This window comes from Wohlfahrtiimonas sp. G9077 (genome assembly GCF_002252155.1).
Taxonomy (GTDB): domain Bacteria; phylum Pseudomonadota; class Gammaproteobacteria; order Cardiobacteriales; family Wohlfahrtiimonadaceae; genus Wohlfahrtiimonas.
In genome coordinates, this window is the sequence record NZ_NEFD01000005.1 from 61,562 (window position 1) to 75,134 (window position 13,573).

The window sequence follows — 13,573 nt, forward strand, 5'->3', positions numbered from 1 at the left end:
CCAAATGCATCACAGCATTTGGGGCTTTTTATGTTCCATGTTTCACGTGAAACATTTATGATTTTCTACGCCACATCAATAGCAATAGAATCAAAACACATACAACAATAATACCGCCGGCGATCACCCACCAGCCGCTTGCCACAAAAGGTTCTGCTTTGAGGGTTTTAATGTCGCGCTCAGCCAAAGGCACGCCATCATTGTTCCATGCTTCATTGTCCACAATCACATTGGTGATTTGTGTGATCTCTTCATCCGTCAAACGATTGGCATAGGCTGGCATTTCATACGGTAAGCGATCTGCGCGGTGTGCTGTTTGTGCCCCTTCAATCATCACCAATGCCACATTCATGGCATCGCCTTTTGTGCCATAGCCACGGTCACGCAATTCAGGCACCACATTCTTTTCCCCCTGCCCTTGATCACCGTGACACGTTGAGCACAAATCTTGATAAAGGCGCATGCCTTCATCACTTGGTTTCACATGATCAGCACCGCGAAGACGAGTTGGCATCGGCAATTGAATCTCTTTGAGATAAATGATCATGCTCATCAAATCATCATCCGTTAAATGGCGTAAGCTAAACGAGGTCACTTCATTCATTGGACCTGCAAATGCATGTTGCTCATTGCGACCATCTTTTAATAACTTGAGTAATTCACTGGCATCCACCTCACCTAAATGGCGTAAACTTGGTGCATACCAATGCCCCACTTGCCCACCGGCTAAAAATTTTGGGGAAGCTTCCGTCAAGCCTTCCTCCACCAAAGCAATCGAGCGCGGCGTATGACAAGTACCACAATGCCCTAAGCCTTGCACCAAGTAAGCACCACGATTGTACTCGGCACTTTTCGTCTCATCATATTGATACAACTCTGGCGATGTGAATAGCTGATTCCAAAGCGCCATCGGGAAACGTAAATTCAGTGGCCATTCAATGTCATTAGTACGATTGGGGACAGCCACTGGCGCCACTTCATGCATGAAGTAATCATACAGCGCATGCATATCTTCATCATTGATTTTCGCATAGGACACAAATGGCATGGCAGGATACAGCGCCTCACCATTTGGGCGCACGCCATCACGCATCGCTTTGGCAAAATCCTCATATGTATAGTGACCAATGCCATATGTGGTGTCCGGCGAAATGTTCGTCGCATAAATGGTGCCAATCGGGGAAGCTAAACCATGACCACCCCCATAAGGTTGATCAGGATTTTGCGTGTGGCACGCCATGCAGTCACCGGCATGTGCCAAATATTCACCGCGGCTCATGGGACTTGCGTGCGCCATTATGACACTGCTCCACATCAATGTAACACCTAAAACTGTCAGTAATTTTTTCATATTATGCGCGTCCTTGTTTGATTTCATCGACTGTGCGATACGCTGCATCAATGGCAGCATGAGCATATGCACCCCATTCAGAATCAGAATTGGCAATAAAGATATTGCCAAACGGTGCTTTTGATGCCGCCATTAATGCTTCAAATTCTGCTTCATCATCAAATAATGAGTTCGGATAATACGCATAACCATGGGACCAACGATTGACCGTGATGCCCAAAATGTCTGATTGCTCAAAACCATATGGCGAGAACATATTGCCAAGTTGTTCACGGATGATGGCTTCATGATCAGCAAACGTCATGCCCAATAAATGTGCGCGCCCCATCGCCGCTTGGCGCGTGGCTGGCAATCCGCTGCTTGGCATGGTGGGCACATAAATCATGTGCAGCACCACAGGATCAGAAGGTGATTGTGCATGTTTATAGCCACCCATCGATACGGGATAATCCAATTTTACAGTGCTGTATGGCGAGCTTGGGCAATACAGATTGCTTACGCCTGCTTTAACAAAGCAAGACCAATCACGCAATGCCACTTTTGTGTACACCAAAGGCGCCTTCACATTGCGGCGCATGGCCGCCTTCTGGGCTTCCGGCAATGAAGGCACGATGAAAGGAATCATCATGTTATAACATGCCATAATGGTGGCATTCGCTTTCACTTTATGTGCCTTACCATCACGATAATAGACCACTTCTGTGGCTTGTTCATCATTATGTTCCACGTGGATCACTGTCGAATTTAAACGGATGCGCACATTGTGTTCCGGACGATCTAAGGCATCATAATCAAAGCGCGCATTGACCACATCGTGCATGGTTTTGCCTTTGGCCACTGCCGGAATCAAGCGGCGCACAGCCAAACGTGCCAATGATGCATTGCCATCCGGAAAATGGTGAATGTATAAATCATCAATGGCGGCTTGTGCCTCTTCATCTAGCGGCTCTAAATTCATGCCGCCAAAGCCCGGCAACGTACAGGCGCGTGCATCGCTACAGCTGATGGCATCAATGCCCACCGCCATAAAATCATGTGGCACCTGCTGAAAAACCATGATGGCTTGATCAGACAGTTTCACGCGATCACGCAGAAAGTCACGATAACTTGTGTGATCTAAATAGGCATTTTTCTCTTCAAGACTCATCTCAGGCAAATAGTCCGTTTGATCCTCATACAAGGCCAACAGCTGCGCTTGATCACTGCTGCTCATCGGAAAATCCGCCACAAACTCAGCATATGGACGACCATTTTCGCGGCCACGCGGCACATCATCGGCCACATTGTGACTTGGATCCCCAGCCACAATCGCATGGCGACCAAAATGTTTTTGGTCAAAATAGATGCCGCGGCTGAGACCTAAATCAGGATAAAAGTTCACATCAAACTGCGCTTCAAGCTCGGTTAAATCCACGCCAATTTTTTGGATAAAATCGGTGGCCTCAGCACTGTAAACAGAGCGTGGTGATTGCAATGATTCACTGCCGCCATAGGTCAATAACGTACCTTTGTCTGTCACAAACTCATTGCGCTTTGCGTGGCCACCAAAATCATCATGATTGTCTAGAATGAGGATCTTTTGATCCGCCCCAAACACTTCTAAATAACGATGCGCTGCCGCTAATCCGCTGATGCCTGCCCCCACGATGATGAGATCATACGTCTCTTCTACATCGCCTGATAAGTCAAATGTATCAGCCGCGCGCCCTAAACGGTGCGCCACTTCAAAAGAGCCATCGTGGCTGCCGCGCAGTCCGGTGAGTTTTGGAGGATAGTAATCTTCCCCGTTTGCCATTGCAGCAATGTATTCAGAGGCATTCGCTAACTGTTGTAAGGGCGTCAAACCGGTTGCAATGGTGAGTGCAACGCCGTTTAAAAAGTCTCGACGAGTGATGGGCATAAAATTTCATCCTATTGATATAACAACAATCTTTTTAGGGCTTGGCCGAAAAAAGGAGGGCTACTTTATGGCTTTATGCCCATAACATCAAGTTTTTTTGACCAAAAAAATCCCAAGCATGGCTTGGGACATTCATAATCAATGTGTTATCTAAAATTAAAGCGCTCCTGATGAAACGATGCATTCGGTAAATGCTTGGGCAAATCTTTACGTAGACTTTTGGCAAAGGGCTTTGGCCCACAAAACCAGATCGCCTTCGCTTGTGGCGATTGTGCTGCAATCTTCGCCATCGTTAAAAACCCAGCTTCATCACTGATGTGTCGATGAAAGCGCACATTGGGTAAAGTGCGAATCAAAGCTTCTAAATGTGCTGCATAAATGGCATCTTGCGGTGCTTTGACACAATAATACAAATCCACTTCAGGGCGCATGTTCAAATTGTTCACCATGGCTTCTAACCATGCCAAAAATGGCGTAATACCAATGCCACCGGCCACCCAAATTTGAGGTGACTCATCATTGTATTGAAAACAGCCATATGGCCCTTCCACGGTGACAGCATCACCCACGCATAAATTTTGCATCAGTAAATGGGTATAATCCCCCAAATCCTTAATGGAAAAGCGCACTTGCCCATTGCCTTGATCTGCACATGACAACGTAAAGGGATGCGCACCCTCAATGGCACTTGTGCGTAAAAAAGCAAATTGTCCGGCTTGATGATGGAGGCTTTTTGGCAATTGGCACGTCACTTCAATCAACCCATGATGATGTTGAATGCCAATAACTTTACCCTGTTGTGTAACGGCAGCCCCAATTTTGCCAAACATGGCCCATAAAGCGGCAATCGAACCGATGATGGACACCAACACAATCACAATACCAGCCGGCGTTGCCCAATAAGCAAAAGGCATCAACACCAATGAATGAAATGCCAATACAATGAATACTGGCGCCATCAAACGGTGCAAATGTCGCCAAATTTTATAGGAGAATTTTTGCCATAACGTGATCACCAACATCACCATTAAAAAGTACACCAAATATTCCCCAAGATCTTTGGCAATCCCAGAAAAACCTTTGAGCCATCCTTCAAAACCAAACAACTCAGGTTTCGGGCCTTTTGCAGGTCCTGGCCCAAACAGATAGGCAAAAACAGGCTTGCCAAGCTTAATCAGATAATGCAAAGTTGCAAATCCAATGGCAAAAATGCCTGCCCATTTATGTAGGCCATACATTTGATCTAAACCACCAAACCAACGCTCTAAGCGGCGCGGACGCACAGAGAGCACCATGATCAGTCCCATGAACAAAAAGGCAATGATTCCCGATAGATAAATCAATTGCTTACGCAAAACCATCCCCGACCATGTCACAGGATGCAAAAATAAATCAATGCCCCAAACAATCAGGGCAAGCATCAAGATCCCAAGGATCATCAACCGCTGTCTATTCATAGTGAACCTTTATTGTATTAAAGTAGAAATCATCATTATTCGATGCGAAAAAAAACCGCGAAATCTCGCGGCTTTTAGCATTCAAGAGTGAATTACTCTTCGTGCATGATTTGTAATACTAAAGTTTCGATGTCTTCAGCAGGTACGTGTGCGTTAGGTGTCATTGGTACTTCACCCCAAACGCCTGAACCACCTTGAGTCACTTTAGTGATCAAGTATTCAACTGCGCCATCGTCATCTTTATACTTCTCATAAACTTCATCATAAGAAGGACCGATCACTTTTTCGCTTTGTTTGTGGCAAGCTAAACAACCGCTTTGCATTGCTAAATCTTGATCGATTTGTGCAAATGCTTGAGAAGAAACAACACCAAAACCTAATAATGCCAATGTTAAAACATGTTTTTTCATTATGACAACCTCTTGATCAATATCAAAAACAAAAAAAATTTACTACTCGTAACGAAACATTTTACCATCGTTCCGTCAATTATTCCTCATAAATTTACTTCTTCGTGGGTCTGCGCCAATTTTGCACTTGGCGAAGCGTTGCACGTGTTAAGGCTAATGCCCCTTCAGTAATGGTTGAGGAAATAATGCTACCTGCACCAATGGTTGCCCCTTTTTTGATCTCAACCGGTGCCACCAGTGAGCTGTTTGAGCCCACAAAAACATTGTCTTCAATGATGGTTTGATGCTTATTTGCCCCATCGTAATTACACGTGATGGTGCCGGCGCCAATGTTCACATCGCGGCCAATCGTTGCATCACCTAAATAGGTCAAGTGACTCGCTTTTGAGCCTTCCCCTAACGTAACATTTTTAGTTTCCACAAAGTTACCAATTTTGCTGTCCGCCTTTAAAATGCTGTTCGTGCGTAATCTTGCAAATGGGCCAATGGTGACATTTTCATACAATAATGAATGTTCAATCATAGAATATGGCAACACTTTAACGTTGTCGCACAATTTTGCCCCTTGAATCACAGAGCCCTGCCCAATGTGTACATTATTGCCAAGCGATACGACGCCTTCTAACGTCACATTTGGCTCGATGATGATGTCTGTGCCTTTGAGTTTAATTTCCCCGCGAATGGTCACCGTTTCTGGGCTGATTAATGTTACGCCAGATAGCATCAATGCTTTGCGGCGCTCATTTTGATAAATGGCCTCAAGTTCAGAGAGTTGCACGCGATCATTGACACCACGAATCAACGTAAAATCCCCTGAAACGGTGCGAATGCCAATGCCATCTTCACGGGCAAGCGTCACCACATCTGTTAAATAGTATTCTTTTTGCTGATTATTATTCTGCAAACGTGGCAATGTCGCATGCAATACCTTGCTTGAAGCGGCAAACAGTCCGCTGTTGATTTCTGTGATCGCTTTTTGATCCGTGGATGCATCTTTTTCTTCCACAATTGCCATCATATTGCCTGCATCATCGCGCACAATGCGGCCGTAGCCAAACGGCTGATCCGCTTCTACCGTCAGCCAGCACACATGTTGATCATCCACATTCATGAGCATTTTTTCTAAAGTTGCTTGATCAATGAGCGGCGTATCTGCATACAACACCAAGACATTGCTATCTTCAAGGATGCTTGGCAATGCATATTTCATCGCATCGCCCGTGCCTAAGAAGGTTTTTTGTTCAACCCATGTAATGTCTTGTTCATCTTGATAATGGGCTTTGAGCTTTTCCCCTTCGTGACCATAAATCACAATGAGCTGAGTCGGATTCAATGCACGTGCAGTATTGAGCACATGCGTCAACATTGGCTGCCCGCCAATTTCGTGCAACGGTTTAGGTAAGTTTGATTTCATTCTCGTGCCTTTGCCGGCAGCGAGAATCACAACGGATAGAGCTTTCATAATGTCCCTCTTATTGTTTATGCATTGCGGCTGATTTTACACTATTTTAAGAGGGTAAATTAAAATGTGGCTAAAAAGGCTTGAAAATCTGAATTTGAGCAAGATATTATGAAAGAATTACCCATCATTATTTTAAGGAAACATTATGTCCACCCCACTTCATCAACGCCATTTGCTCACCCTCTTGAATCATACGCCAGAAGAGATCCGTTATTTACTCGATTTAGCTCGTGATTTAAAAGCAGCAAAGCGCCGCGGTGAAGAGACACAGCAGCTCAAAGGCAAAAACATTGCGTTGATCTTTGAAAAAACCTCCACGCGTACGCGTTGTGCATTTGAAGTTGCCGCCTACGATCAAGGGGCAAATGTGACCTATTTAGATCCTGTGAGCTCACAAGTAGGACACAAAGAGAGCATTGCAGATACCGCACGCGTACTTGGCCGCTTTTATGATGCCATTGAATTTCGTGGCGCAGCGCACACAATTGTAGAAGATTTAGCAAAATATGCTGGCGTGCCAATTTTCAATGGTTTAACAGATGAATTTCACCCCACGCAATCCTTAGCGGATGTATTAACGATTGAAGAGCACATCAACAAACCGTTGAGCGAGGTTAAAATTGCGTATGTGGGCGACTCTGACAACAACGTTGCCATCTCATTGATGATCATCGCGGCAAAATTGGGCATGACCATTCACTTTGGCGCGCCAAAGAGTTTGATGCCAAACGATGAGATCATGCAAACGTGTCAAGCCATTGCTAAAGAAACAGGTGCCACCATCGAATGCTTTACAGATGCCAAAACTGCCGTGGATGGCGTTGATTTCATCTATACGGATGTGTGGTTATCCATGGGAGAATCTAAAGATAAATGGGCAGAACGCATTACGGAACTCTTCCCGTATCAAGTCAATCAAGCCTTAATTGATGCCAGCCACAATCCGAATGTGAAATTCCTTCACTGCTTGCCTGCCTTCCATGATGATCAAACCGCAGAAGGTAAAAAACTCATGAAGGATTTTCCTGAATTATCTCAAGGGGTTGAAGTGACGCACGAGGTATTTGAAGGCGCCCACTCCATCGTATTTGACCAAGCTGAAAACCGTTTGCACACCATTAAAGCAGTAATGGTCGCATCCTTAGCGTAAAATTGCGATAATCAATACCATTATAGATTCATCCATTGAGAGGATATGTTGTGTTAAAACGTTTATTGACCTTAGCTGGCGCATCTGTGCTCGCTTTCCAAGTGGCTGCGGCCGATGATGCTCAGCCCATTTTTGTGGAAATGATCACCAATAAAGGCAACATCACATTGGCGCTTGAACCTGAAAAAGCACCGAATACTGTCGGCAACTTCATTCAATATGTGGTCGATGGCCATTATGATGATTTAATTTTCCATCGTGTGATTCCAGGTTTTATGATTCAAGGTGGCGGTTGGGACAGCAATTTAGTGCCCAAAGAGACGCGCGCACCGGTGAACATTGAATCCAATAATGGCTTATCAAATGATAAAGGCACCATTGCGATGGCCAGAACCAGTGATCCGAACTCTGCCACCAGCCAATTTTTCATCAATACGGTGGACAATGCCTATTTAAACTATCAAAGTGACAATAATCCAGGTTATACAGTTTTTGGACGCGTTGTTGATGGCATGGATGTGGTGGATGCCATTGAACAAGTGCCCACAAGCAACCGCGGCTTTGGGCGCAGTGATGTTCCCGTTGAGCCTGTGATCATTGAAAAAATGACTTTAATTGAAGCGCCAAAGACAGAAGCTTCGCCTGAAACAATCACCCCAGCGCCTGAGTCTGCACCTGCAGCTTAAGCCTCATCGAATCATTAGGAGACAACATGATCAAATTTCATACCAATCAAGGTTCTTTCACTGTTGAATTAGACCATGAAAATGCGCCAGTGACGGCAGAAAATTTTTTACAATATGCCAAAGATGGCTTTTTTGAAGGCACATTGTTTCACCGTGTGATCCCAGGTTTCATGGTGCAAGGCGGCGGTTTAGAGCCTGGCATGATCGACAAGCGCGATGGCCAACGTGCGCCGATTCAAAACGAAGCGAACAATGGTCTTAAAAATGTGCGCGGTTCTTTAGCCATGGCAAGAACCATGGATCCTCATTCTGCCACCAACCAATTTTTCATCAACACTGTGGACAACGGCTTTTTGAACTTCAAAAGCGAAACGCCACAAGGTTGGGGTTATGCTGTGTTTGGTAAAGTGGTCGATGGTATGGATGTGATTGATGCCATTGAGAAAGTGGAAACCACTTCTCGCCGCGGTCACGGTGATGTGCCTGTTGAAGACATCATCATTGAGCGTGTTGAAATCATTGACTAATCTATTAAAACCGAACGATGATCGCGTGGTGTATTTCATCAGCGATCTTCATTTAAGCGAGCGCCGCACAGATCTATGTGCGGCCTTCTTTGATTTCATCTCGAAAATTGAGGAAGATGCCACAGATCTCTTCATCTTGGGCGACTTTTTCAATTTTTGGGTGGGCGATGACATTGCAACGGATCTAACAGATGCGATTGCCCGCACGTTTAAAACATTGTCAGACAAAGGCATTGCCATTCATTTTCAGCATGGCAATCGTGATTTTGCCGTGGGGGAGCAGTATGCCAATGCTTGTGGCATGTCCATCATCCCTGAGATTTATGCCCTGCCCTTTGCCCCTGACATTGTGGTGCTGCACGGTGATCAATTGTGCCTTGCCGACACGCAATATCAACGTTATCGCAACATCATTCGTCATCCTTGGGTGATGAAACTTTTAAGGGCATTGCCGCGCCGTTGTCGCCTTAAAATTGGCAATAAACTGCGTGAAACCAGCCAAGAATATCAACAACATGTGTGCTGTGAGGAGGGTCCTTGCCGCTGCGATGTGGATGAAGCGGCGATTGAATCCATTTTAGTGCAATATGGTGCATCGATCATGATTCATGGTCACACTCATAAACCGGCTGTACACACACAAATCCATGGCACACGTTGGGTGCTGAGCGATTGGGACACCCGCGGCGATTATCTGCGCTTAGATCAGTCGGGGCTCACGCGCCATACTTTTTCCATTGATCCACTGCATAAATAGGAGTTTTGTATGAATATTTTGGATGTTGTTCAATCCCGTAAAACTTGTAAAGCCTTTGATGCCAGCAAACCATTATCAAAAGCGCAAATTGAAGGCATTAAAACATTATTGCGCTATGCGCCCTCTTCCGTCAACTCTCAACCTTGGCACTTCTTTTTGATCGAAAGTGAGGCTGCAAAAGCACGCATCAAGCCTGCGATGATGGAAGCAAACCAAGCCAAAGTGATGGATGCACCATTAACGGTTGTATTTGCTGTTTCCAACCATTTAGATGATGCTGCTTTGTTGCACATTGCCGATCAAGAGGATCAAGATCAGCGTTATCCAACCCCAGAAAACCGCGCGGTGAATGAACAGGGACGCAAATTTTTTGTGGATTTAAACTCTAAAACCCGCGAAATGCAAAATCATTGGTGCGAGCGCCAAGCCTATATTGCCCTTGGGACATTATTGTTAGGCGCCGAAGCACTTGGCATTAACGCCACGCCAATTGAAGGCTATTTCCCTGAAAAAATGGATGAAGTGTTAAATCTTCAAGAGAAAAATCTACACAGCATTGTTGTGGTGACGCTCGGTTTTTCAAGCAGCGATGACTACAATGCAACACTGCCAAAATCCCGCTTACCGGAAGATGAGATTTTTACAGCGCTCTAATTGAATATTACCCATAAAAAAATCCCTGCTGCGGCAGGGATTTTTTGATCAATGATTCAGTAACAATCGATGAATGTCCGCTTTACGATCTTTAGATTGCGTAATGGCCGAGATCACTGCAATGCCTTCCACTTTTGTGGATAACACAGAAGGTGCATTGTCAACCGTAATGCCGCCAATGGCCACTTTGGGCATCTTTGGATAGGCTTTAATGCGCGCACTTAAACCTTGTATGCCAATTGCGGGCTCGGCATCTAATTTAGATGTCGTTGGAAAAATGGGGCCAACGCCCACATAATCTAAACCCTCAATCTCAGTGGCTGCAGCCAATTGCTCAAGTGTATTGACAGACAATCCCACATCAATGCCATAGGGTTTAACCATCGCGATGGTTTCTGTAATGGCACGATCCGATTGCCCAACATGCACCGCATCGGCTTTGACTTCAATGGCGAGCGCCACATCATCATTGACGATAAAAGGAATGTCTGCACTTTTACACAAGGCTTGCAGCGCTTTTGCCAATTGCACGCGCTCGCTGTGTGCCGTCAATGATCCTTTGCCTTTTTCACGAAATTGATAACATGTGATGCCGCTGATGATGGCAGTTTGTAAAACAGCAGTTAAATTTTCATCGTTGACCATGTCTTGTGTGCCGGCCACAAAATAGAGGCGCAGCGCTTTGTGCCAATTGATCATTTCACTGCTCCTAATTGACGATAGGCGGCATGATTGGTGGGGCCATGACCATGTCCCACATCAATGCCATGGACAATGGCTGCGGTGATGAATGCTTTGGCAATGCCAATGGCATCTTTTAATGAGTGACCTTTGCCCACTTCTGCGGCAATACAAGCAGAGAAAGTGCAGCCTGTGCCATGTGTATCTTTTGTGGCATGACGGCGACTGTCAAACCAAGTGCCTTCGCCCTTTTCTGTCCAAAGAAAATCACGTGCGGATTCTACATTCAAAGAATGACCACCTTTGATGAGCACATTTTTTGCCCCAAGGGCTTGAATATCTTTCGCCGCTTGTGCCATCTCTGTCTCTGTTGTAATGGCACGATTTAAGATGGTTTCGGCCTCCGGAATGTTTGGCGTGATCAAAGTCGCAATCGGCAACATGTGTTCAATCATCGCTTGCGTGGCTTCTGTGGCCATTAAAGATGCACCGCCTTTGGCAATCATGACAGGATCGACAATCAACGGCGCGGTTGAATGTGCTTTGAGATAATCACTGATGGCGATGATGTAATCGCTGTTGAGCAACATGCCCGTTTTGATGGCGCTTAACGAAAAGTCGCTGAACAATGCATCGAGCTGCGCAATGACGCCTTCAATCGGCACAGGATAAACGCCATGCACACCAAGGGTATTTTGTGCCGTAATGGCAATGATCACAGAGGTGCCAAACACATCACGCTCTTGGAAAGTTTTTAAGTCGGCTTGAATGCCCGCGCCACCGCCTGAGTCAGAACCTGCAATGGTACACACCTGAGGAATCATATTGTTCTCCTATTGAGTCATTTTGATGCGTGCTTGATCCATGCCTGATAAAGCATACAACTGATCTAAAAAATGTATTTGAAAGGAACCTGGCAATGGACTGTGTTCAAAAGCTTTATCACCGGCAATACCATACAATGCATGCGCCATGGCAACACTTTCCAATGAATTATCCACACTTAAAAAGGCGGCGCACACAGCTGTCAATAAGCAGCCCATACCGGTGACTTGCGTCATTAAGGCTTGTCCATTATTCACGCCAATGACCGTTTGGCCATCGCTGATCCAATCTGTTTGCCCGCTGATGGCAATCAAGCAGTTAAAACGCTGAGCAGCCTCCATCGCCAACTGTTTTAAATCATAATGACCATCACCGCTGTCCACACCTTTAGCAGACCATTGAATGCCGCACAATGTGGCGATTTCACCGGCATTGCCACGAATCAATGTCATGTGCGTGGTGGACAATAAGCGTAAAATGCTTTTCTGACGATATTCACTCGCGCCAACGCCCACAGGATCTAACACCAACGGATGCCCGTGCTCATTAGCAGAGCGGCCGGCCAATAACATTGAATGGAAAACGGGGGATGTGAGTGTGCCAATGTTTAACACCGTGGCATGACAAATGGCAGTGATTTCAGCGGCTTCTTCTTCCGCATATGCCATGATGGGCGAAGCACCAAGGGCTAATAACCCATTGGCCACAAAGTTTGCCACCACTTGATTGGTCATATTGTGCACCAAAGGTGCGGCGGCTCTTAATGAACGTAAATACGCATCAGCATCCATAATGGACTCCTCATAGCGCCAACGTTGGGATGCGATCCCACATTCCCTACGCTGGCATTAACCAGATCAGGTACAAGGGTTAGGCGTTAGCCTTCTCAGCAAAATGCACCCCTAGTGGACAATAAAGATGACGGGCTATTTGACCATAGCGCGCAGTTTTTCCATCTCCAATAATTTGATTTCACGATGATTCACTTGAATCAAGCCTTGCTCTTGTAAGCGTTTTAACAAACGGCTGACGGTTTCCACCGCTAAGCCTAAAAAGCTACCAATGTCCGAACGGGACATGCTGAGCACAAACTCAGTGGCCGAATAACCACGGCGTGCAAAACGAGAAGAGAGGCTTAAAAAGAGGGCCACTAAACGCGCTTCTGCCGACTGTGAACCCACCATCATCAACAATTGTTCTTCAGAATGGAGCTCTTGACTCATGATGCGTAGCAATTGCTTAGACACACCTGGAATCACCGCCGATAAATCTTCTAATCGATCATAAGGCAATTCACACAAGCTCGTGGTTTCAAGCGTACGCGCGCCACAAGGATGCACACCCGTTGCCACAGCATCTAATCCGATGATTTCACCGGGCAGATAAAAACCTGTGACATACTCTGTGCCATCTGAGGCCACATTATACGTTTTCACAGAACCGGAACGAATTGCATACAACGATGTGAATCGATCCTCGGGAAGATATATATGCTTGCCACGTGGTAATGGTCGGCTATGACCTACAATTGACTCCAACTTAGTGAAATCATCCCCTTCTAACCCAACGGGAATACACAGCTGTTGCAAGCTACAATTGTTACATGCAATTTTTAGATTTCTCAATACAGACATATATTAACTTCACTTATTTATTAAATATTCAGACCTATAACCATTATTCTGATATTACCACAGAAATCATTCATTCCAT

14 protein-coding genes and 1 riboswitch are annotated in these 13,573 nt (G+C 45.5%); of the genes, 5 read left to right on the plus strand and 9 right to left on the minus strand.

Annotated elements, in window-relative coordinates; genetic code table 11:
• Positions 1–55: 55 nt before the first annotated feature.
• The 5 genes from B9T20_RS07540 to glmU all read right to left on the minus strand — a co-directional run bounded on the left by B9T20_RS07540 (position 56) and on the right by glmU (position 6,580).
• The gene (locus tag B9T20_RS07540; protein ID WP_233491637.1) at positions 56–1,297 is read right to left on the minus strand and encodes a cytochrome c; all 1,242 of its coding nucleotides are present in this window, start codon (positions 1,295–1,297) and stop codon (positions 56–58) included.
• A 55-nt stretch (positions 1,298–1,352) separates the two neighbouring features.
• Positions 1,353–3,251 carry an NAD(P)/FAD-dependent oxidoreductase gene (locus B9T20_RS07545; protein WP_094490491.1) on the minus strand — a complete coding sequence of 633 codons (1,899 nt, stop codon included), beginning with the start codon at positions 3,249–3,251 and terminating at the stop codon, positions 1,353–1,355.
• A gap of 146 nt (positions 3,252–3,397) precedes the next feature.
• On the minus strand, positions 3,398–4,708 hold the full coding sequence (locus B9T20_RS07550; RefSeq protein ID WP_094490492.1) for a ferric reductase-like transmembrane domain-containing protein: 1,311 nt from the start codon (positions 4,706–4,708) through the stop codon (positions 3,398–3,400).
• A 92-nt stretch (positions 4,709–4,800) separates the two neighbouring features.
• The gene (locus tag B9T20_RS07555) at positions 4,801–5,118 is read right to left on the minus strand and encodes a cytochrome C-551 (RefSeq protein ID WP_094490493.1); all 318 of its coding nucleotides are present in this window, start codon (positions 5,116–5,118) and stop codon (positions 4,801–4,803) included.
• Positions 5,119–5,212: 94 nt separating this feature from the next.
• Positions 5,213–6,580, minus strand: a complete 1,368-nt coding sequence (gene glmU, locus B9T20_RS07560) for a bifunctional UDP-N-acetylglucosamine diphosphorylase/glucosamine-1-phosphate N-acetyltransferase GlmU (protein ID WP_094490494.1) — start codon at positions 6,578–6,580, stop codon at positions 5,213–5,215.
• Positions 6,581–6,725: 145 nt separating this feature from the next.
• On the opposite strand from glmU, the gene argF reads away from it, so the two are divergent.
• The 5 genes from argF to nfsB are packed head-to-tail and all read left to right on the plus strand — an operon-like array spanning position 6,726 to position 10,354.
• Complete coding sequence (gene argF / locus B9T20_RS07565; protein WP_094490495.1) at positions 6,726–7,730, plus strand: ornithine carbamoyltransferase; 1,005 nt, start codon at positions 6,726–6,728, stop codon at positions 7,728–7,730.
• A gap of 50 nt (positions 7,731–7,780) precedes the next feature.
• On the plus strand, positions 7,781–8,416 hold the full coding sequence (locus B9T20_RS07570; protein ID WP_094490496.1) for a peptidylprolyl isomerase: 636 nt from the start codon (positions 7,781–7,783) through the stop codon (positions 8,414–8,416).
• 26 nt (positions 8,417–8,442) lie between these two features.
• Positions 8,443–8,943: a peptidylprolyl isomerase gene (locus B9T20_RS07575; protein WP_008316042.1), complete on the plus strand. Its 501-nt coding sequence runs from the start codon at positions 8,443–8,445 to the stop codon at positions 8,941–8,943.
• Positions 8,924–9,700 (plus strand): UDP-2,3-diacylglucosamine diphosphatase, encoded by a 777-nt coding sequence (locus B9T20_RS07580; protein ID WP_233491642.1) that lies wholly within the window; start codon positions 8,924–8,926, stop codon positions 9,698–9,700. Before B9T20_RS07575 ends, B9T20_RS07580 begins: the two co-directional genes overlap by 20 nt.
• A 9-nt stretch (positions 9,701–9,709) precedes the next feature.
• On the plus strand, positions 9,710–10,354 hold the full coding sequence (nfsB, locus tag B9T20_RS07585; protein ID WP_094490498.1) for an oxygen-insensitive NAD(P)H nitroreductase: 645 nt from the start codon (positions 9,710–9,712) through the stop codon (positions 10,352–10,354).
• A gap of 48 nt (positions 10,355–10,402) precedes the next feature.
• Here the strand turns inward: nfsB and thiE are convergent, their stop codons facing one another.
• From thiE to fnr, 4 genes are all read right to left on the minus strand, one after another.
• Complete coding sequence (gene thiE, locus B9T20_RS07590; protein WP_094490499.1) at positions 10,403–11,053, minus strand: thiamine phosphate synthase; 651 nt, start codon at positions 11,051–11,053, stop codon at positions 10,403–10,405.
• Positions 11,050–11,859: a bifunctional hydroxymethylpyrimidine kinase/phosphomethylpyrimidine kinase gene (gene thiD, locus B9T20_RS07595; RefSeq protein WP_094490500.1), complete on the minus strand. Its 810-nt coding sequence runs from the start codon at positions 11,857–11,859 to the stop codon at positions 11,050–11,052. The genes thiE and thiD overlap by 4 nt, the downstream gene beginning before the upstream one ends.
• A gap of 9 nt (positions 11,860–11,868) precedes the next feature.
• Positions 11,869–12,651 (minus strand): hydroxyethylthiazole kinase, encoded by a 783-nt coding sequence (gene thiM, locus B9T20_RS07600; RefSeq protein ID WP_094490501.1) that lies wholly within the window; start codon positions 12,649–12,651, stop codon positions 11,869–11,871.
• Positions 12,652–12,676: 25 nt separating this feature from the next.
• A riboswitch (TPP riboswitch) is annotated at positions 12,677–12,774 on the minus strand.
• A gap of 12 nt (positions 12,775–12,786) precedes the next feature.
• A complete protein-coding gene (fnr, locus tag B9T20_RS07605) occupies positions 12,787–13,494 on the minus strand; it encodes a fumarate/nitrate reduction transcriptional regulator Fnr (protein WP_051028017.1) in 708 nt (235 codons plus the stop codon).
• Positions 13,495–13,573: the final 79 nt, after the last annotated feature.